Annotated in this window: 17 protein-coding genes; 11 read left to right on the top strand and 6 right to left on the bottom strand. The window is 60.3% G+C overall.

The genetic code is table 11. The annotated features are described in order from the left end of the window. Window positions 1-3: 3 nt before the first annotated feature. The gene (locus KD146_RS03365; RefSeq protein ID WP_212657331.1) at window positions 4-2,454 is read right to left on the bottom strand and encodes a tetratricopeptide repeat protein; all 2,451 of its coding nucleotides are present in this window, start codon (window positions 2,452-2,454) and stop codon (window positions 4-6) included. After that, a complete protein-coding gene (locus KD146_RS03360) occupies window positions 2,451-3,113 on the bottom strand; it encodes a hypothetical protein (protein WP_212657330.1) in 663 nt (220 codons plus the stop codon). Before KD146_RS03360 ends, KD146_RS03365 begins: the two co-directional genes overlap by 4 nt. Window positions 3,114-3,586: 473 nt before the next feature. Between KD146_RS03360 and KD146_RS03355 the strand changes: the two genes are divergently transcribed. The 4 genes from KD146_RS03355 (at window position 3,587) to KD146_RS03340 (ending at window position 5,663) form a co-directional block, all read left to right on the top strand. After that, window positions 3,587-3,925, top strand: coding sequence for a hypothetical protein (locus tag KD146_RS03355; RefSeq protein WP_212657329.1), 339 nt, complete (start codon window positions 3,587-3,589; stop codon window positions 3,923-3,925). Window positions 3,926-4,380: 455 nt separating this feature from the next. Then, complete coding sequence (locus tag KD146_RS03350; protein WP_212657328.1) at window positions 4,381-4,587, top strand: YgaP family membrane protein; 207 nt, start codon at window positions 4,381-4,383, stop codon at window positions 4,585-4,587. Window positions 4,588-4,679: 92 nt separating this feature from the next. Beyond that, window positions 4,680-5,054 (top strand): hypothetical protein, encoded by a 375-nt coding sequence (locus KD146_RS03345; RefSeq protein ID WP_212657327.1) that lies wholly within the window; start codon window positions 4,680-4,682, stop codon window positions 5,052-5,054. 102 nt (window positions 5,055-5,156) lie between these two features. Continuing rightward, entirely contained in the window at window positions 5,157-5,663 is a 507-nt protein-coding gene (locus KD146_RS03340; RefSeq protein ID WP_212657326.1) for a pyridoxamine 5'-phosphate oxidase family protein, read from the top strand. Between the two features lie 92 nt (window positions 5,664-5,755). On the opposite strand, the gene KD146_RS03335 is transcribed toward KD146_RS03340, so the two are convergent. Further along, window positions 5,756-6,232 (bottom strand): Lrp/AsnC family transcriptional regulator, encoded by a 477-nt coding sequence (locus tag KD146_RS03335; protein WP_282558793.1) that lies wholly within the window; start codon window positions 6,230-6,232, stop codon window positions 5,756-5,758. A gap of 113 nt (window positions 6,233-6,345) precedes the next feature. Between KD146_RS03335 and KD146_RS03330 the strand changes: the two genes are divergently transcribed. From KD146_RS03330 to KD146_RS03300, 7 genes are all read left to right on the top strand, one after another. Then, the gene (locus KD146_RS03330; protein WP_212657324.1) at window positions 6,346-8,706 is read left to right on the top strand and encodes a transketolase; all 2,361 of its coding nucleotides are present in this window, start codon (window positions 6,346-6,348) and stop codon (window positions 8,704-8,706) included. A 240-nt stretch (window positions 8,707-8,946) separates the two neighbouring features. Further along, a complete protein-coding gene (locus tag KD146_RS03325; protein WP_212657323.1) occupies window positions 8,947-10,551 on the top strand; it encodes a peptide ABC transporter substrate-binding protein in 1,605 nt (534 codons plus the stop codon). A gap of 71 nt (window positions 10,552-10,622) precedes the next feature. After that, on the top strand, window positions 10,623-12,380 hold the full coding sequence (locus KD146_RS03320) for an ABC transporter ATP-binding protein (RefSeq protein ID WP_212657322.1): 1,758 nt from the start codon (window positions 10,623-10,625) through the stop codon (window positions 12,378-12,380). A 256-nt stretch (window positions 12,381-12,636) separates the two neighbouring features. Next, window positions 12,637-13,566 carry an ABC transporter permease gene (locus KD146_RS03315; RefSeq protein WP_212657321.1) on the top strand — a complete coding sequence of 310 codons (930 nt, stop codon included), beginning with the start codon at window positions 12,637-12,639 and terminating at the stop codon, window positions 13,564-13,566. Further along, entirely contained in the window at window positions 13,563-14,456 is an 894-nt protein-coding gene (locus KD146_RS03310) for an ABC transporter permease (RefSeq protein WP_212657320.1), read from the top strand. Before KD146_RS03315 ends, KD146_RS03310 begins: the two co-directional genes overlap by 4 nt. Before the next feature lies 1 nt (window position 14,457). Further along, window positions 14,458-15,666: an aminotransferase class V-fold PLP-dependent enzyme gene (locus KD146_RS03305; protein ID WP_212657319.1), complete on the top strand. Its 1,209-nt coding sequence runs from the start codon at window positions 14,458-14,460 to the stop codon at window positions 15,664-15,666. Window positions 15,667-15,728: 62 nt separating this feature from the next. After that, complete coding sequence (locus KD146_RS03300; RefSeq protein ID WP_212657318.1) at window positions 15,729-16,457, top strand: FadR/GntR family transcriptional regulator; 729 nt, start codon at window positions 15,729-15,731, stop codon at window positions 16,455-16,457. Here the strand turns inward: KD146_RS03300 and hemH are convergent. The 3 genes from hemH to KD146_RS03285 all read right to left on the bottom strand — a co-directional run bounded on the left by hemH (window position 16,454) and on the right by KD146_RS03285 (window position 20,164). Beyond that, on the bottom strand, window positions 16,454-17,479 hold the full coding sequence (gene hemH, locus KD146_RS03295) for a ferrochelatase (protein ID WP_212657317.1): 1,026 nt from the start codon (window positions 17,477-17,479) through the stop codon (window positions 16,454-16,456). The genes KD146_RS03300 and hemH overlap by 4 nt on opposite strands. A gap of 108 nt (window positions 17,480-17,587) precedes the next feature. After that, window positions 17,588-19,255: a HoxN/HupN/NixA family nickel/cobalt transporter gene (locus KD146_RS03290; RefSeq protein ID WP_212657316.1), complete on the bottom strand. Its 1,668-nt coding sequence runs from the start codon at window positions 19,253-19,255 to the stop codon at window positions 17,588-17,590. Between the two features lie 9 nt (window positions 19,256-19,264). Further along, the gene (locus KD146_RS03285; RefSeq protein WP_212657315.1) at window positions 19,265-20,164 is read right to left on the bottom strand and encodes a LysR family transcriptional regulator; all 900 of its coding nucleotides are present in this window, start codon (window positions 20,162-20,164) and stop codon (window positions 19,265-19,267) included. Between the last annotated feature and the right edge of the window lie 37 nt (window positions 20,165-20,201).

The following is a 20,201-nucleotide window of genomic DNA, read 5'->3' as shown; positions in this document are numbered from 1 at the left end:
ATTCTAGGCAGCTTGGAGCAACAGTTCGGCCTCTGCGTCTGAAAGTTGATTAGCAGGTAAGGTTGGTGAGAATCCCGACACAAGGCGTTTCAATTCGTCTCTATATAGAACGACAGTAGGATAACTATTGTCATTTGCCGCCTCCAATATGAGGCCTGCCTGCTTAAGCTCGCCCAACTCAAATAAGCACCGCGCCCTTAGGAGCAACTCTAAGGTATCACCATTGTGCTGCAAGTGACGCGCTGCGACGGAAAAATCCTTTTCCCTCATCCTTGCTACAGCCCATGATCGATCAAACTGCTCCCGCCGACCAAACGGCGCCTGCTCTTTCCCCCACGCAAATATCCGAGTGGCCTCACCAATCTCATTCATCCGCAAATTGAGCATTCCACGAACGTGATACGCGAACCAATCATCGTCCGTAACTGGCTGTGTATTGGGCAGTAACTCAAACGCAGCAGAAAAATCCCCCGAAGCCGCGAGGATAGCCGCCTTAGCGTACCTAGCACGGAGATAATCGGGTCTCCGTTCAAGCAGCAGATCATAAGCGTCCACTGCGTCTGTATACCTGCCCAGCAAACGCAACAAGTTGGCTCGATTTGACATCGAAACCAAGTCAAATGGAAAGTCCCGAATGTTAAGATCGTAGGCGTTTATGGCATCTTGGTGGCGTCCCATAACCTTTAGGACATTTGCCCGACCACCTCTCGAAGTTAAGTCCAAAGGAAATCGAGATACAGCTTCTTCATATGCCACCAAAGACATCTCAAGGTCACCCTTATTCCTCAGGCATTCAGCGTATCCGCAGAAAATCACCGACTCATTTGGGAAATCACGCTTTGCCTCAGAATAGATTCTGAGGGCCTCTTCAACCTGACCCATCTTGATCAAGACCTCAGCCATACCGCTTCGGACAACGGCAGACTGCGGAAAGGAACTCCTAGCTACTTTGTATGTGTCCAGAGACTGATTGTATCGGCCCGCATCTCGATAGACCTCAGCTAGAATACACAACGGAGTGGGGTCTTGAGGAAAGGTGCGAACCGTTCGCGTCAGCCATTCTGCCGCGGCCTCGGTTTCACGCAAATCTCGCAACGCCGACCCCTTTCCATACCAAAGCTGCGCTTCTCCAGGAAATGCAACAAGTGCGTCCTCATAAAGCCGCAATGCCTCGACGGGCTCGCCGCGCTCTCTTGCTATCTCAGCCGCAATCATCCAGCCGTGAAATATACTGTCGCTGTCCTGAAATTCTGCCACAATTTCAAGGAGCTCATTGTAGGCTTCTTCTAGCTTTCCCGCCGCTCGCCAAGTCCGCGCCACACCTACACGACCGAACTCACGCTGCCCCAAAGCAATTGCATTTCGGAATGACTCTTCAGCTTCGCGGAGACGGAACAGGTCAAGATATGTATCAGCCAGCAACGACACCGCGATGGCGTCGACCGGGTTCAACTCTATTGCGCTTTTTGCCCACTCCAACTCCACCGATCTCTGCTTGAGACGTCGAGCCTCCGATGCAAGCTTTGACAAGGACATAGAGGCAAACGAACTGTCGGAGTTATGCAACTGCCATTGAACCAATTGGTCTGCGAAGTGGCGCGCTTGACCTACATCACCAGCACGAAGGTGCTCCAATATTGAATCTTGTCGTCCAAGCACTGCCGAATACATCTCATGAGGAGAGGCTACCCTGGCGGACCATTGCACGTGCTCAGGTCCGCGACGGATATCAGGCTCTGGAGTGTTGACCATAGCGGATCTATCAAGCGGAACGGTCAAGTCCCTGACCCACTCCTTCACGAAGCCCCTGCCGTTTGGAAACTTAGACAGAACTGTGTAGCAGTGAAAAACTGCTGCATTAATTTTGACAGCATCAATCCCTGCCAGAACAAGCTCTCTAAAGAGCCCTGCATATACGGCCGTCGCCCAAATCTGAGATTTTGTGTCTTTCTCCATATTCTTTGACGCGCGCTCAAAGGATGCCACAACCTTATGCGACAAAACTCTGGACTGCGTCAGATCAGTGAGAAGATCATTGAAACTGTGTATACTAGATAACGTATCGGCCCGGGCAGCGTCTATGTGATCTGAAGATATCGGGCGCGCATATAGAACGTTCTTAACAGCAACGAGAACGGTATTGTCCTCAGTGAGCTCAACAAATGTTTCAGCTGCTGCATGCCGCAACTCTTCGCTTAGCTCTCGATCCAACGCAACATCAACCATGTGCAACGCCCGGTCAATGTTGTATCGCTGAAGCAACGGTGTATAGGAATCTTCTTTCCGCCTTAATAAAACCCGCTCGACATCCGTTGCATCCGCAAAAACGTAAGCTAGCTGATGAGCCAATATCTTGACTTCATACTTGGGATTGTCCGCGTCAATGTAGCTAAATTCATCGCCTTGGACAAAGGCCACCCTAGCAGCTTGGCCTGAGATGTAAGCTTCAATCATATCGTTCGCGCTTCTATTCCGGCATTATTGAGACGCTGGACAACAGCGTCCCAAATAATACGATCAGCCCTAACCTTTGGCTTTGGTCCGACAACGCTTTCAATCGCGTTTCGATTGATGCTGCCGTAGATATGTGCCTCAATGAAATCGCCTTCGCCTGTGTCTCCGACATCCTTCTGAAGGATCCCAGGAAAGTCCTCTTCTGATGTATTCGGTGTTAGGTCGGGTTGCAACTTTGTTGCAGCTAGCCGCGATCTGCCTTCCCAATCAGCGCGATAACCCGCGCTGAGAGGCTCGTTTCCAAGCAGCCGGTGCTTGGAGATAAATTTATGAGGGTTCTCCTCAAACACGGTTGTTCTGCGTTTAATCATCTCAGTTCTCAAAACCATTGCATACGGGCCATATGGCGTGATGCCTCGACCGCTTAGCGTTAGAGAACCGAATATAATCTCTCCGGAGAAGTGCGGGTATAAGGCACTCTCATACTGCTGACGCACTTGGTCATATATGTTGTCGGCGGGACTGCGAAGTCCAGCACTAACCTGCTTTTGAAAGCTGACATAGCTCTGTCGCGTATCGTCGATCAAACCCTGAATAATACCTAGAGGGCGCGAAATGACGACTTTTGATGTGGCGACCGCCGCCTCAAACCTGAGCAATATGCTCTTAGCACCTCGCGCGTCCGCAGACACGAGTGCGGAAGCATACCTTGTTGCGAGTGCTGTAACTTCTGGTTGCAATTGACTAAGCCGGACGTTTGGAAATCCGTTGTCCTCTCCACAACTTGGACAATCCCGTCTATGCGACGGCACTTCGTTGCCGCAGTGAGTACAGATCATATTTTGTTCGACTTACCTAAAAATATTACGTCGTAGAGTTACAAATGTATTCCGGAATATCAACTGAGCACAAATTCAGCTGCATACAACAGCACTATTCCACGCTGGTACAGCCCGGTAATTGAGCCAATCGCCGCTAGACGAGGGCACCCTGGGCCGCGGCGGGTTCGCAGAGACTCGCCAGAGCAACAAAACGGAGTTTTCTTCCGCTGCACCCGCCCCCCAAACATATCCCCGCCCCGTCCACCGCTGCTATCCTTGCCGGTTTCATCCCCTTTTTGGAGAAACCAGCCATGTCCGATCCCCTGCCCCGACTGGGCCGCCGTGCCATTCATGCCCATTCCCGCCTGGCGCGCGAAGTCGCCGCGCTCAACTATCTGCTGCGGGTGGCCAAGCCCGCCGGTACGCTGGGCGAGAACGGGCGGCGCAGCCTCAATGACGTGATGCGCGCCGCCAACAAGCTCTATCGGCACGAGCCCGGCCTGCCCAGTTTCCGGCTGATCAACCCGATCAATCCCCTCACCAATGCCGATATTGCCCTGATGGTGACGCGGCTGATCGTGGCCTGTCAGGCCTTTGAGCAACGCTATGCGCATCTGACCGACGCGGCCCCGCCCCCCATGCACGCCTGAAACCCGCACAAAACCCCGGCACCGCGCCACGCGCCGGGGTTTTTGCGCCCAACTTATCCCCGCCCCCGGTCACCTGTGGCACGCTGTTGGGGTTCCCGCCAGTCACCAGTCCCCACGCAGGGCTGGGCGGGAGGGGCCGGGGGATGGGGCGCCATCCAGTGGGGCAAGTGGCAGTCGCGTCTGAAATACCGGCGCAGGCTGAACCACCCCTCGCACAAAACCGGTTCGTGACGGGCGGCCCTTTGGCTCCAGCCACACTATTTTCCAGGTCGAGTCATCGGCCGCCCGTAACCCGTGTCCCGCCAGCGCCCCCTTCGCGCGTGGCGTTATTGGTGCGTGCCGTCCTGGCGAGTGCCGTTCCTGGCGCGTGCCAGCGCGCCGCGGTCTTTGTCCCAAATCAAATCCCCCGCCGCCCCGCTCTGCTAGGCTGGTGCCAACACAACAGGAGAGCCGCCATGTTCAAGACCAATGAAAGCACTATCGATCGCGTGCTGCGCGTCGTCGTCGGACTGGCGCTGCTTGTCGCCTTCTTCGTCTTCCCCGATGCCGGCTGGCGCTGGTTGGCCCTGATTGGCCTGGTGCCGCTGATCACCGGCATTGTCGGCACCTGCCCGCTCTATATGCTGCTGGGCATCTCCACCTGCCCCGTCAAGCGCAGCTGACGCCCACACAAATGGCAGCCGCCCTCACCGCGCCCATAGCGGCCGGTTGAGGGGGCCTTGCCTTTGACCCTCATGGCAGTGCAAATGCCGCCATGCGCCTCGGCCCGATCACCCTCATCGCCACCCTGCTGCTGCTCGCCACTTCGGCGCATGCAGCCCGCACCGCCACGATCAGCGGCACCCCATCGGCCCATGCCAGCCCCGAGGCGAGCGCCGAGATCACCGGCCACCCGCCCACCGGCGCCACCGTCACCATTGAGCATTGCACCGGCGAAGCCGCTGGCTTCATTGCCCCCGCGCCCGGCGAGGACACATGGTGCCTCATCCGTGGCCTGGGCTGGATTGCCGCGGCGGGCCTGAGCAATCTGTCCGCCGATCCCCAGACCCTGCTGCCCGACAATGCCGGTTTCGATCCACTCAAGGAAGCCGCGCCCGCTTGGGACGATCTGCAATCGCCATTCGATTGAACCCGCGCCCGGCGCGCTGGATCACTCCAAACGCAAAAATATCGCGCGCAACCGCTGCCCGCCTCGACCGTTTGCCTCCCAACAGCAAAGGAGGCCACCACAATGGTCAAACCCCATCACGACAATGAAAAAACTCCCGCCGAGGTGCAGGACCGCATCTGGGAACTCGCCGACAAGATCGACATCTGCATGTTCACCACCTGGGATGGTGAGCGCCAGCGTAGCCGTCCCCTCTCGGCCCGCCCGCGTCGCGACGAACATGCCGTGCATTTCCTGGTCGATGAATCCGGCCACAAGAACGAACAGGTCGACAAATACCCCTTCGTCTCCATGACCTGGGTCGATAATGGTGGCCACAAATATGCAGTGGTGTCGGGCAAGGCCAAACTGAGCAATGACCGCGCCAAGATCACCGAACTATGGAGCGACTGGGACAAGGCCTGGTGGGACGATGCCACCGATCCATCCATCCGCCTGCTCACCGTCATCCCCGAAGATGGCGAACTCTGGGACAGCCCCAATCAGGCTGTCGCGCTGGCCAAGATGGCTTATGCCGCCGTCACCGGCGACGCCCCCGATATGGGCGAAAACGCCAAGGTCGACCTCTGATCAACCCGCGCAAGGCACTCCCCTGTCGCTCCCTCCCCCTTGTGGGGAGGGCCGGGCTGGGGGGCCTCAGCGAGAAAGGCGCGGGTGCTGTCCTACAGCGGCAGCACCCGCGACTGCTTGACCTGCCCCAGCGAAAAACTGCTCTCGATCGAGGCGACGCCGGCGATCTGGGTCAGCCGTTCGCGCAAAAACTGCTCATAGGCTTGGAGATCCGCGCACACCACGCGCAGCAGGAAATCGAACTGCCCGGTCATCAGATAGCACTCCATCACCTCGGGCCAGCGATCAATCGCCGCGCTGAACGCATCCAGCTCTGCCGCCCGCTGCCGTTCCAGCTTGATTGAAATGAACACCGACACCGGCAGGCCAACCGCTTTCTGGTCCACGCTGGCGCTGTATCCAGAAATAATCCCCGCCTGCTCCATCTGGCGTATCCTGCGCAGGCAGGGCGATGCCGACAGCCCCACCCGGTCGGCAATGGCCTGGATGGTCATCCGGCCATCTTCCTGCAGCGCACCCAGGATCTTGCGGTCCACGGCGCTCAATGGCGTTTTGGCAGTTTCCGCCAATTTTCTCTCCATATCTGCGCATAACATGCGCAACTTATCCCCATCGGGGCCAGAATAGACAAGAACCACCGCGCGGCAAGGTGCAATGTCAGACATATTCTGTGGAGGGAAATATGGACCGGACTCAAACCATTGCCGCGCTCACCAAAAAGGCGCTCTGGCTCTCCAACTGGATGATCCACCACGCCAACCACATCCGGCCCAATACCGATGGGGTCAAGGTCGGCGGCCACCAGGCCAGCTCCGCCAGCATGGCCGCCATCATGGCCGCCCTCTATTTCGGCGTGCTCAGACCCGAAGACCGCGTCGCCGTCAAACCCCACGCCTCCCCGGTCTTTCACGCCATCCAGTACCTGTTCGGCAAGCAGACCCTGGAAAAGCTCGAGAATTTCCGCGCCTTTGGCGGCGCCCAGTCCTATCCCAGCCGCACCAAGGACACCGACGACGTCGACATCTCCACCGGCTCGGTAGGCCTCGGCGTCGCCTTCACCGCATTCGCCTCGCTGATCCAGGATTATGTCCGCGCCAAGCCCTGGGCAGATACATCGCGCCCCGAAGGCCGCATGGTGGCCCTGGTTGGCGATGCCGAGCTCGACGAAGGCAATGTCTATGAATGCCTGCTCGAAGGCTGGAAGCACGGTCTGCGCAACACCTGGTGGGTCATCGACTACAACCGCCAGAGCCTGGACGGCGTCGTCCGCGAAGGCCTCTATGACCGCATCGAAGCCATCTTCCGCGCCTTCGACTGGAACATCGTCACCCTCAAATACGGCGCCCTGCAGCGCGCCGCATTCGCTGAAGCCGGCGGCGACAAGCTCAAGGCCTGGATCGACGCCGCCCCCAACGCCATCTACTCGGCGCTGATGTTCCGTGGCGGCGCTGCCTGGCGCGAGCGCCTCAATGACGAAATCGGCGATCAGGGCGACCTCTCGGCGCTCATCGCCCGCCGCAGCGATGCCGAACTGGCCGATCTGATGGGCAATCTGGGGGGCCATTGCACCGCCTCCCTGCTCGAACAGTTCGAGGCCGCCGGCAGCGACAAACCGACCGTGTTTATCGCCTATACCGTCAAGGGCTGGGCCACCCCGCTGGCCGGCCACAAGGACAACCACGCCGGCCAGATGACCGGCGCCCAGATCGATAGCCTGCGCCAGTCCATGAATGTCCGGGAGGGCCATGAATGGGACAAGTTCGAAGGCATGCACGATCCCGCCGCCATCGAAACCTTCCTCGCCGAGGTCCCTTTCAACACCACTCAGAGCCGCCGCCACACCTCGCCCGCCGTCGCCACCATCGGCCCGCAGTTTGTCGGCACTGGCGCCACTTCCACTCAAACTGCATTTGGCATGGTGCTCGACGCCATCGCCAAGACCGATAGCGATCTGGCCCGGCGCATCATCACCACCTCGCCCGACGTCACCGTCTCGACCAATCTGGGCACCTGGGTGAACCGTCGCAATCTCTACGCCAAGAGCGAAATGGTCGACATCTTCCAAAAGGAAGCCATTCCCAGCGCCCAGAAATGGCGCTTCACCCCCGAGGGCCAGCACCTCGAACTCGGCATTGCCGAGATGAACCTGTTCCTCGCCCTTGGCGCAGCCGGTCTCAGCCACTCCCTGTTCGGCGAACGCCTGCTGCCCATCGGCACGCTCTACGACCCCTTCATTTCCCGCGGCCTCGATGCACTGAACTATGCCTGCTACCAGGATGCCCGCTTCCTGCTGATCGGCACGCCGTCGGGCGTCTCGCTTGCTGGCGAAGGCGGTGCCCACCAGTCAATCGCCTCCCCGCTGATCGGCATGTCGCAGGACGGCCTCGCCAGCTTCGAGCCAGCCTTTGCCGACGAACTCTCGGTCATCATGGATTGGGCCTTCGACTACATGCAACGCGCGGGCGATGCCCGCCCCGATCTGGCCGACTGGCCGCGTGACGTCACCGGCGGCTCGGTCTATCTGCGCCTGTCCACCCGTACTATCGAGCAGCCCCCGCGCGATATGGCCAAGCCCCTGGCCGACGACATCATCCGTGGTGCCTACTGGCTCAAGGCCCCCACCCCCGAATGCGACACCGTCATCGCCTATCAGGGGGTGCTGGCCAACGAAGCCATCGCCGCCGCGGCCGCCATCGGTGGCGACCGCCGTAACGTCGCCGTACTCGCCGTGACCTCTGCCGACCGGCTCAACGCCGGCTGGCATGCCGCCCAGCGCGCGCGCCTGCATGGCGATGACGATGCCCGCAGCCACATCGAAAACCTGCTTGCCGACATCCCCCACACTGCTGGCCTGATTACCGCTATCGACGCCCACCCCGCCACACTGGGCTGGTTGGGTAGCGTTTTGGGCCACCGCACCGTCACCCTGGGTGTCGAGCACTTCGGCCAGACCGGCACGGTCAACGATCTCTACGCCCATTTTGGCATCGGCGCCCGAGCCATCGAAACCGCCGCCCGCAGCTTCAGCCGCGCGCGACACTGAACCTGATCCGGCCTGTTTCTGCGGCATTCCTAATGATTGCCGCAGAAATGGACCCGCTATCCACAGATCGACTTGCCAAGCCCGCCTTCATTTGTCAGACATATGTCATTGGGCAGATTTCGAGGGGAATTCGTATCTGTCGATCGCAGCCCGGCTGCGCAACGAAAAGACCGGCCGCGCCAACGCGACCGGCACCGAGGGAACGTCCGAAATCTGGCTCTGCAAGGAGGGAGTCTTGCTATGAAAACACTTTTGAAAATCGCCGGGGCACTGGCTGTTGCGACGGCTTTGACCGTACCGACCATGGCTCAAACCACTATCGTCGCGCCCGGTCAGTCCACCACCGGCACCTATATGGACTACATGAAGACGGTCTATGCCCGCGCCACTTTTGCCGAAGTGCTGCAGGTGCCGATCGCCACCTTTGACAAGGACTTCAAACTCACGCCCATGGCGGCTGAGAGCTGGAGCCAGTCCGAGGATGGTCTGACCTGGACCTTCAAGCTGCGCCCCGGTCTGGTCTGGTCCGATGGCGAGCCACTGACCGCCGAGGACTATGTCTTCGCCCTCACCCGCGCCGCGACCTCGGGCTACGATTTTGCCTGGTACTGGGACTTTGCTGGCGGCATCAAGAATTGGAAGGAAGTCACCGAGGGTACCGCTGACGTTTCCACCCTGGGTCTCAAGGCGGTTGATGACCTGACCATCGAAGTCACCACCAACGCGCCCAAGCCCTATCTGCCATCGGTCACCAGTCTCTGGTATCCCGTGCCCAAGCACGTGGTCGATGAACTTGGCGATGACTGGGCTCTCAATGTCGACACCGTCGTCACCTCGGGTCCCTTTGATCTCGAGAGCTGGGAAAAGTCCAACAACTCAGTCGTGCTGACGAAGTCCGACACCTACACCGGACCATGGCAGGCGCAGATCGATCGTCTCGAGATTGATCCAACTCTGGGCGCACCTGAAGTCGGCCTGCCCGCCTTCCTGGCCGGCGACGCCGATTACTCGTTCCTAAATACCGGTCAGGTGCCGGTCGCTGAGCAGCGCTATCCCGATGGCATCCGCAAGAACGCCGTCTTCGCCACGTCTTACATTTCGTTCGACATGGACTCAGAGCCCTTCAACAATGTTGATGTCCGCAAGGCCTTCTACTACGCCGTTGATCGCGCTGAACTGACCTCAACCGTACTCAAGGACATTGCCATCCCCGCCGGCTCTATCCTGCCGCCCGGCTATCCTGGCTACAATGAAGAGGTCGCCGCTGAGGCTGTCTTTGATCCCGAACAGGCAGCCGAACACATGGCAGCAGCTGGCTTCCCCGGCGGCGATGGCTTCCCTGAGATTGAAATCTGGTATCGCGAAGAAGGCGGCTATAACGGCGCCATCATCCCGGCCATGGCGCAGTATCTGCAGGCCGAGTTCAAGGAAGTTCTGGGCGTGACCATGAACATCCGCGTGCTCCCCGGTCAGGACTGGATGCAGGGTCTCCTCAACAAGGAGAACAACATCTTCATCGCGCCCTACGAGTACGACTATCTCGATCCGTCTAACTTCTACGGCATCTTCTACAATGGCGGCCGCCACAGCCACCATGTCGATGCCTATGACAAGCTGGTTGCCGAGGCCGACTCCAACCCGGTCTGGGAAGAGCGTCTTGATCTCTATGCACAGGCCGAACAGGTCCTGATCGACAATGCCTCGATCGTGCCGCTCGTGCACCCGATTACCATCGCCGTGATTTCCGATGAACTCGGCGGCGATGCAGCAACGCCGAACGAACTCGGCTTCACCCCATTGGATCGTCTGGCCCACTACTTCTTCACGCACCTGACAAAGCAGTAGTTCCGATCCAAAACTTCGCTCCCTGGTACTCCAAGGCCAGGGAGCGTTTTTCTCCCCAGCAAGGCCAGCCCATGCCCCTCGTCGAAATTGAAAACCTCAGGGTCAGCTTCAGCCAGTATGGCGGCCAAGTCGATGCCGTGCGCGGCGTCAGCTTTGTGGTCAACGAGGGCGAAAGCCTGGGCATTGTCGGGGAATCCGGCTCCGGCAAATCGGTCAGTTGCAGCGCACTGATGCGCCTGCTGCCGGCCACCGCCAGGGTCAGCGCTACCACCATCAAGCTTGACGGCGTCGACGTCCTCAAGGCCAACAAGGAAGATCTCGTTCGCCTGCGCGGTCGTTCCGCGGCAATGATCTTTCAGGATCCCATGACCGCCTTCGACCCGGTGTTCACCATAGGCCACCAGATTTGCGAGACCATCCAGGCGCATCGCACGCTCTCAAAGCGCGATGCGCTTGCTGAAGCCGAACATCTCCTGCTGCGCGTCGAGATCAAGAATGCGCGCGACGTCCTCAACTATTACCCGCACCAGCTTTCCGGCGGCATGCTGCAGCGTGCCATGATCGCCATGGCGCTCTCCTGCCGCCCCAAAGTGCTGATCGCCGACGAACCCACGACCGCGCTGGACGTCACCATCCAGGCGCAGATCCTGCAGTTGATCAAGAAAGTGCAGGCCGAATTCGGCATGGCCCTGATCATGATCACCCATGATCTCGGCGTCATCGCCGAAACCGTTGATCGCGTCTTGGTCATGTACAATGGCGAAGTCATGGAACAGGGCAGCGTCGCGCAGATCTTTGACGCCCCCCAGCACGCTTACACCAAAACCCTGCTTGCCAGCCTCAAGGCCAGTTTCGATCCATCGGGCGACGCCACCGAAGGCGCGGCACCAGCGTTGGAACTTCGCGGTTTGGCCAAGACCTACCGCGTCAGCCGCCGCGCCGGCCTGCGCACCAGCCAGTCCGATTTCCACGCGGTACGCCCGCTCGACATTGTGCTGCCGCGCAACCGCATCGTCGGCCTGGTTGGCGAGTCAGGTTCGGGCAAAACCACCACCGGCATGATGGCCATGCGCCTGACCGAACCCAGCAGCGGCCAGATACTGGTCGATGGCGCCGACATCTCCACCATGGGTCCAGCTGAACTCAAGGCGTTTCGCCGTCGCATGCAGATCGTCTTTCAGGACAGCTATTCCGCGCTCGATCCGATGATGACACTCAGCCAGATCATCGCCGAGCCGCTCCATATCCACGGCATCGGCACAACCCGAGAACAGACCGAGAAGGCGTTGGACTGGCTCGAACGCGTGGGCCTGCCACGCAATTTCGGCTCCCGCTATTCGCACGAGCTGTCGGGCGGCCAGCGCCAGCGCGTGGCCATCGCCCGCGCCCTGATCCTTGGCCCCACCGTGCTGGTTGCCGACGAACCAACCTCGGCGCTCGACGTCACCGTCAAGGCCCAGATCATCGGCCTGCTCAAGGAACTGCAGGCCGAAATGGGCCTCTCAATGCTGTTCATCAGCCACGATCTGTCGACCGTCAAATCCCTGACCGATAGCGTCGTCGTCATGTATCGCGGCCGCATCGTCGAGGAGGCTCCGACCGAAGCCATCTTTGCCAACCCGCAGCACCCCTATACCCGCGCTCTACTCGACGCGATCCCGGTTGATAACCCACGTGACCGCCGCGAGCGCAGCTTTCTGAGCGCCGAACAACTGGCTGCTGCCACCCCGCGTTTCACCACAATCCAGACTGGCGCCACCCCGGCCGATACCCCGCAACTCGTCACCATCGCCCCCCACCACCGCGTCGAAGCGCTGGTGACGGCATGAGGGAGCCTGCAATGAGTTTTGCGAAGTCGCCCCCTGCCAGCCTCCCCCATCCTGGAGGAGGTGCCGTTAAGTGGATGCAGCCAGCTATTGCCCGTAGCGCGATCTGTACCTCCCCCTTGATGGGGGAGTTCGCCGCGCCCCGCAGGGGCAAACCGCTCCTGTGGAGCAATTTGAGCAAGAAGGCCACAAAGGCTGTGCCTGAGGGGCAAAGAAGGGGGTGGAGCAGCATGCGCGACGCAACGGCGGGAGCTCCCCAATGCTAACCTACATCCTCCGCCGCCTCGTCTCGGTCGCAGTCACCTTCATCGTCGTCTCGCTCATCATCTTTTTCATGATGCACGCCATTCCCGGCGGGCCCTTTGATGGCAATGACATGCCCGTCTCCCAGGCTGTGCGGGACAAGATGATGGCCCAGCTTGGCCTCGATCAGCCGCTTTATGTGCAGTACTTCCGCTATATGTGGGGTGTCTTGCATTTCGACTTTGGCGTACCCTATCAGAGCCCCGGCGAGACCGTCACCCAGTTGCTCTCCCGCGCCTGGGTCCCCAGCCTGGTGCTCGGCGGTCTCGGTGTGCTGATCGGCGCGCCGCTTGGTATCCTGCTAGGCATGGCCGCCGCGCTCAACCGCAATACCTGGATCGATTACTTCGCCTCGACCCTGGCCACGCTCGGCCTGACCATCCCGGTCTTCGTCACATCCATGCTGCTCATTCTGGTCTTCGCAGTCTGGCTCAACTGGCTCCCCGCCAGTGGCTGGGGCAAGCCCGAGCGCTGGATCCTGCCCATCATTGCCTATGCGGCCATCCCGCTGGCCACCTATGCGCGCTACACCCGCTCAGCCATGCTGGACACGCTCAACCGTCCCTTTGTCACCGTGCTGCGCGCCAAGGGTCTCACCGAGCGCCGCATCATCTTCCAGCACGTCCTGCGCAATTCGGCGATCCCGCTGGTCACCGTTTTCCTGCCCATGTTCATCGGCACCGCCACCGGCTCGATCTTTGTCGAAGCCATGTTCCGCGTGCCGGGCCTGGGCGCCTATTTCGTCTCGTCGATTGAAAACCGCGACTATCCGCTGGAGATGGCGCTGATGCTCATGATCACCTTCATGTACTGCATCGCCTATCTGATCTCTGACGTTGTCTACGCCCTGATCAATCCCCGCATCCGCGTGGGAGGCGGCCAATGACCACTGAGCCCATGACCGTCACGCCAACCCCAGCCTATCGCCAGCGCAGCCCCCTCTGGTTCGCCTGGCAACGTTTTTCTGGCAACAAGGCCGCTATCACCGCAGGCGTCATCCTCGCCATCCTGATCCTGATGGCGATCTTTGCCCCGCTGATCACCCCGGCGCCGCCCGAAGCCCAGCTCTTTCTCACCGAGGCGCTGGCCTTCCCCTCTGCTGAACACTGGTTCGGCGTCGATAGCCTGGGGCGTGATTTCTATACCCGCATCGTCTATGGCGCCCGCGTATCGCTGACCATCGGCTTTACCGCCGCCCTTTTCAGTGTCGTCATCGGCATCCCGCTGGGCGCGCTGGCCGGCTATTTTGGCGGCAAGACCGACTGGTTCATCATGCGCATCATCGAGCTGTTCTCGGTAGTCCCGCCGCTGCTGGCCGCCATGCTGCTCGGCGCGCTGACCCGCGGCGGCTATTTCACCATCGTGCTGATTGCTGCGCTGTTCGGCTGGGTGCAGGTCTGCCTGCTTGTCCGGGCCCAGATCAAGGCCTTCCGCGAAAAGGAATTCGTCCGCGCTGCGCAGGCCCTGGGCGCCTCGCCCTGGTACATCATCCGCCGCCATCTCATTCCCAATTCGATCTCCCCCATCATCGTTGGCTTCGTGCTGGCCATTCCTCTGGCCATGATGCTCGAAGCCAGCCTGAGCTTTCTGGGCATTGGTGTGCCACCGCCCACCCCCACCTGGGGCCAGATGATCAATGAGGGCATCGATTTCATGTTCTTCTATTGGCACCTCGCTTTGTTCCCCACCGCCGCACTCGCCATCACCGTGCTGGCGACCACCCTGTTTGGCGACGGACTGCGCGATGCGCTTGATCCGACTTTGAAAGGCCGTTGACGTGTCCGAAAATCTTGCGCGGCAATTCCTCCTCCGTGAGGATGTCGTTTTCCTCAATCACGGCTCCTTCGGCGCCTGCCCCCGCCCGGTCTTTGAGACCTATCAGCGCTGGCAGCGCGAGCTCGAAGCCCAGCCAGTGGAGTTCCTCGGTCGCGAGTTGACCGAGACCATGCGGGTGCCCCGCATCGCGCTGGCCGCCGAACTGGGCACCACCCAGGAAAATATCGTCGGGCTGACCAATGCCACGCTGGGGCTGAACATCGTTGCCCAGTCGCTTGATCTCAAACCCGGCGATCAGATCCTTACCACCGATCACGAGTACTCAGCCCTCGAAAAGACCTGGGCCTACGTCGCCCGCCGCACCGGTGCCGAGATCGTGGTGGTCGATATCCCGTTGCCGCTTACCTCTGAGAGCCAGTTTACCAAGGCCATCATCGGCGGCATGACCGAGCGCACCCGCGTGCTGTTCCTCAGCCACATCACCTCGCCCACCGCCCTGCTCTTTCCGATCGAGAACGCCATTGCCGAAGCGCGCAAGCGCGGGATCTGGAGCGTGATTGATGGCGCCCACACACCTGGGCACATTCCGCTGGCGCTCGATGAGCTTGGCGCCGACTTCTATGCCGGCAATTGTCACAAATGGATGATGACCCCCAAGGGCTCAGCCTTCCTGCACACCCGGCCCAGTGTACAGGGCATGATCAATCCGCTGGTCGTCAGCCACGGCTGGACCGAGCACTCCAAGGAGCCCGGCGCCAAGGGTGCATTTGGCAACTCGCCCTTTATCGACGAGCTTGAGATGCAGGGTACGCGCGATCCGTCCGCCTGGCTCACCGTGCCGGCCGCCATCGATTTCCGGCGCGCCAATGGCTGGAGCGACGTGCAGGCCCATTGCCAGGCCTTGGCGCAGGACACCGCCCACCGCCTCGCGCAGATGACCGGGCTCACCCCGCTCAGCAGCGCTGCCTTCTGCGCCCCGCAAATGGTCGCCATGCCCATCCCCGATTGTGACGTCGACCAGCTAAAGCTTGATCTGATTGAGCGCTACAACATTGAAATCCCGGTCTTTAGATGGAAGGACACCTGCATTTGTCGCCTGTCGGTGCAGGGCTACAATTCCAAACCGCAGATGGATTTGCTGATAGGCGCGCTGAGTGAATTGCTCGATCTCAAGGGCGCGGCTGCGCCACGAGCGGCATCACAAGGCTGACAAATCAGGAAAATTGTGATGTGTGGGGCTGTTGATTGCACACGCCGGGAGGATCAGGCGCCGTGAGACAGAGTGCCCTGAGCTATCTTGAGCCGCTGGAAACCCGGACGCGTGGCGTTGCTGTGCTGGACGCGCTTGCTGACATGGTCGAACGCTCCGGTCTCAAGATCGGCGATCGCCTGCCGCCCGAAGTCTCGCTGGCCGCAACGCTCGGCGTCGGTCGGTCCACCATTCGCGAGGCGCTCAATCGCTGGGAAGGCCTGGGCATCATCAGGCGCCGCCGTGGCGATGGCACCTATCTGTCCGCCCGCGTCCAGACATCGCGCGGTCTGGTGCCCACCATGGTCCGGCTGGAAGGCGAAGCCCTGCTGCGCCTGATGGAAATTCGCCGCACGCTGGAGAACGACGTGGTGCGCAAGGCGACCCTGGCCGCCACCCCAGCCCAGCGCCAGCAAATATCCGAGCTTTGCGACGCCCTGCTGCTTGAAGTCGATGCCGGGCGTCCCTGGCGCAAGGCCGATCACGCCTTCCACGGCGCCATCTATGATGCGTCTGGCAACCCCATGTATGGGCAGATCCTGGTCAACCTAGACCACGCGCTGGAGCGCGGCGGCGCCTCGCCGTTTGGTGCTGACGATTTCGGCCTGAGCTCATTCCCGATCCACCGCGATCTTGCTGATGCGGTCGTTGCCGGCGACGCCGACAAGGCGGTCGCCACCGTCAATCAGATGCTTGATATCGTCGAGAACGAGGTCAAGGCCATCATTGGCGAGAGCAAGGCCGCCGGCTAGAGCCAGCCGGCCAGTTCACGTCGCACCATGTCCTCGATCATGTCCATGCCGCCCGCGCTGTCATTCAGGCACGGGATATAGGCGAAGTTCTCGCCGCCGGCTTCGAGGAAGGTATCGCGCCCTTCCATGGAAATTTCCTCCAGCGTCTCGATGCAGTCAGCCGAGAACGCCGGGGCCAGAATGGCAACCTTCTTTACCCCCTTGCCCGGCAGCGCTTCGAGGGTTTTGTCGGTATAAGGTTCGAGCCACTTGGTGGGGCCAAAGCGCGACTGGAACGTTACCATCAGCTTGTCCTTGGGCCAGCCCAGATACTCCTGCACCAGACGTGTCGTCTTGTAGCACTGGCAATGATAGACATCGCCGCGTTCGAGATACGTCACCGGCATGCCGTGATAACTGGTGATCACGAGGTCGGGCTCGAAATCCAGCGCCGCGACGCCATCGCGGATCGAATTACCTAGCGTCTCAATATATTTGGGGTCTTCGAAATAGGCTGGCATGGTGCGCACCGCTGGCTGGCGGCGCATGGTCTTGAGCACGTCGAATGCCTTGTCATTGGCCGTCGCGGTAGTGGTCGCCGAATTCTGCGGGTAGAGCGGCACCAGCAGGATCTTGGTGCAGCCTTCAGCCTGCATCTTCTCCAGCACGCTCTTGGTCGATGGATTGCCATAGCGCATGGCAAAGTCCACCACGACATTATCGTGGCCCGCCATCCGCTCGGCCAGCGCAGCCGTCTGCTTTCTGGTAATCACCAATAGCGGGCTGGCGTTTTCTTCCTTGTCCCAGATCTGTGCATAGGCATGGCCGCTCTTTTGCGGTCGTACCGACAGGATCACCAGATTGAGCAGCGGCCACCACAGCCATTTCGGCGTCTCGATGACGCGCGGATCGCTGAGGAATTCCTTGAGATAACGTCGCACGCTCCAGTAATCGGTAGCGTCAGGTGTGCCCAGATTGAGCAGCAGGACACCGATTTTCTGTTCTTTGACGGGCGGATGGGCAGGCGGCAGGTGATCGGACATGAGCGCCAGTTTGGAAGGGTTCTAGGCTTTTGGTCACCATAGCGTCTCCGCCCAACTCCGCAAGGCGGCGATGGGTCGCGCCATCTGAGGTGATCCGGATGCGTCCAGCTAGAGACTGGCCAGCAGTAGAACCACGCCGAACGCCAGCACTGCCACAGCACCGAACAGTTCAAACCACCACATGATTGACGCCGTCAGCGGATTATCCGCACCGCCGATCCGCTGCGCCAACCCCTTGGCCGTTACCGCCAGCGTGGCCAGCACGGCGACCGTAATCGCCGTCCCCGCTCCCATCAGGAACACCGCCGCAATACCGGCGGCCAGCACGCCCTGCGACAGCGCAAACACAAGAACTACCAACGCTCCGGAACAGGGGCGCAAGCCGACAGCCAGCACCACGCCCAATTGCTCGCGCCAACTGCCACTGGTCGCGGCTGGTGTCACCACATGTACATGCCCCTCATGATCGTGATCGTGGCTGTGATTGCCATGCCCGTGCCCATTCGTATGGCAGTGGTCGTGGTCATGCAGATGCGCCCGCGCCTTGCGCGCCATGTCCGCACTGGAGGCCGCATGATGGTGGCCATGGTTATGCCCCCAGCCAAACAACTTGCGTGCAATCAGCCACACGCCCAGCAGAGCTACCATGGCGTAGGAGGCAATTCCGATCCAGTTGGCCGCATCGCTCATTGCCAGGCTGGTCATGCCCAGCAACCCAGCGGCGATCAGCACAAACACGACCGCGACCAGCGACTGCATCATCGCCGAGAGCACGCTGAGCGCTACGCCACGCCGCAACTGCGTCTCGTTGGCCAGCACATAGGATGAAATCACCACTTTGCCATGCCCCGGTCCGGCAGCATGCAGAATGCCATACACAAAGCTGAGGCCACCCAGCACCCAGAATGCAGTCCAGTCTGTGCGCAGCGCATCCAGCGAGGTCGTGATGGCCCCATAGAAATGGCGCTGCTGCGTCGATAACCAGCCAAAAAAGCCAGTGCGTGGCATGTTCAGTCCCACCTCGGCTGGCGGGCCGCCGAAAGGTGTCGTCGGCTTGGCCTGGGCGACGGCCTTGGTGGCTTCCACAGCCGTGGCCGGTGCTGCAATCTCGGCCCCGGTGCAGTCCACCACGATCAACCCCTGTGTGCCGCGGGTCGCTGCGGCAAGGTCGGGTGGCAATTCAGTAACTTCAGTGCCCAGCGCACTCAGCCGCTGCACCAGTTCATCTGACATTTCCTTTGGCGGCTCAACCACGACGGCACAGCCAGCGGGTGCATTGACCAGCGTCACGTCAGTGGCATCAGAGACGGTAATGGCCACATAATATTCCGGATCGTAAACGCCCAGCTCAAATCGCCCGCCTGCCGGATAGGGCGTGTCGGCGCTCAGTGAATAGCTCAGCGTGGTGCGCCCATCCGCATAGACCATGCGCTGGTCGCCCATCGGCGTGAACACCATCGGGTCAGCAATATCACCGGCATAGGTGTAGAAGCCAAAATCGGCCAGCCCCGCCAGATTCTCGTCGGCCAGTTCCTGCAGTTCCTCGGGGCTGGTTTCCCGATCGTCATTGGTATCGAGCCCCTGGATGACCCAGGCCGAAAATGCCGTATCAAAGGTCCAGTCATAGTGAAGCCCCGCCACCGCACCGCTATCGTCAAACGTGATCGCCACCTTGGCGTCGATCAAAATGTGTGGATGTGCCAGCGCCGGCAGGGACAGGGCTACAACGCCCAGAGCAGCGCCAGCAAGCGCGCGACCGAAAGTCTTGAGGTTCACGTGTCGTCCCTAATGGATGGGGTGGGTCTGGAACCACTCGACCAGATGGTCAATCAGGGCCCGCACCTTTCCCGCCAGATGTCGCCTGTGCGGATAAACTGCCTGCAGCGTCTGTCCGGTTGGCAGAAAATCCGCCAGTACCGGCACCAGTTCGCCCGAGGCTACCGCTGGTTCGGCCAGATAGGATGGCAATACGACAAATCCGAGGCCCAGTACGGCAGCCTTGCGCGCGGCCAATGGGGAATTGACCCGCAGCGGTCCATTCACCGGCACTGATATGGTCTTGCCCTCATCCACGAAGCGCCAGTTCGACTGACCCTGCAAATTCACATCGATAATGCAGGGCATATGCCGCAGGTCTTCAGGGTGCTTGGGTGTGCCATGAGCCTCAAGCAGACTAGGCGCACCGCCGACAATCACATGCATGTCGGAAATCTTGCGGGCAATCAGTGAGGAGTCCGCAAGTGTGGAGATGCGCAACGCGACATCAATCCCCTCATCCACCAGATCGACATAGCGGTCTTCCAGCCGCAGATCGAGCGTCACTTTGGGAAACTTGCGCAGATACTCAAAGATGGCTGGTGCCAATGAATCTTCGCCAAAATTGCGTGGGGCCGAGACCCGCAACAAGCCCCGCGGCTCGGCGGTCTGGTCAGTAATGGTGGCGTCCAGATCATCAAGCTGCTGCAGCAGCGCACTGGCTTCGCGGTAATATCCCTCGCCCGCTTCGGTCAAACTGAGCTTGCGCGTGGTCCGGTTCATCAGTCGGACCCCAAGATAGTCCTCCAGGTCCGTCACATATTTGCTGAGCAGCGCCTTTGACCGGCCGTGCTGCCGCGCCGCTGCAGAAAAACCACCTGAATCAAAGACTTGAACGAAAGCCCGGATGCGTGCGAGGTCCTGCGTCATGGCATTCCGTTCACCAGATCATTGCAATCAAGTCATA

This window comes from Devosia litorisediminis (assembly GCF_018334155.1).
In the GTDB taxonomy this organism is placed as follows: Bacteria; Pseudomonadota; Alphaproteobacteria; order Rhizobiales; family Devosiaceae; genus Devosia; species Devosia litorisediminis.
This window is presented reverse-complemented; position numbering and strand designations above follow the sequence as displayed.

What these genes read in the sequence shown, in the direction of transcription:
- KD146_RS03365 (WP_212657331.1), bottom strand. Translation starts at nt 2,454, where the DNA reads ATGATTGAAGCTTACATCTCAGGCCAAGCTGCTAGGGTGGCCTTTGTC.
- KD146_RS03355 (WP_212657329.1), top strand. Translation starts at nt 3,587, where the DNA reads ATGTCCGATCCCCTGCCCCGACTGGGCCGCCGTGCCATTCATGCCCAT.
- KD146_RS03350 (WP_212657328.1), top strand. Translation starts at nt 4,381, where the DNA reads ATGTTCAAGACCAATGAAAGCACTATCGATCGCGTGCTGCGCGTCGTC.
- KD146_RS03345 (WP_212657327.1), top strand. Translation starts at nt 4,680, where the DNA reads ATGCGCCTCGGCCCGATCACCCTCATCGCCACCCTGCTGCTGCTCGCC.
- KD146_RS03340 (WP_212657326.1), top strand. Translation starts at nt 5,157, where the DNA reads ATGGTCAAACCCCATCACGACAATGAAAAAACTCCCGCCGAGGTGCAG.
- KD146_RS03330 (WP_212657324.1), top strand. Translation starts at nt 6,346, where the DNA reads ATGGACCGGACTCAAACCATTGCCGCGCTCACCAAAAAGGCGCTCTGG.
- KD146_RS03325 (WP_212657323.1), top strand. Translation starts at nt 8,947, where the DNA reads ATGAAAACACTTTTGAAAATCGCCGGGGCACTGGCTGTTGCGACGGCT.
- KD146_RS03320 (WP_212657322.1), top strand. Translation starts at nt 10,623, where the DNA reads ATGCCCCTCGTCGAAATTGAAAACCTCAGGGTCAGCTTCAGCCAGTAT.
- KD146_RS03315 (WP_212657321.1), top strand. Translation starts at nt 12,637, where the DNA reads ATGCTAACCTACATCCTCCGCCGCCTCGTCTCGGTCGCAGTCACCTTC.
- KD146_RS03310 (WP_212657320.1), top strand. Translation starts at nt 13,563, where the DNA reads ATGACCACTGAGCCCATGACCGTCACGCCAACCCCAGCCTATCGCCAG.
- hemH (WP_212657317.1), bottom strand. Translation starts at nt 17,479, where the DNA reads ATGTCCGATCACCTGCCGCCTGCCCATCCGCCCGTCAAAGAACAGAAA.
- KD146_RS03285 (WP_212657315.1), bottom strand. Translation starts at nt 20,164, where the DNA reads ATGACGCAGGACCTCGCACGCATCCGGGCTTTCGTTCAAGTCTTTGAT.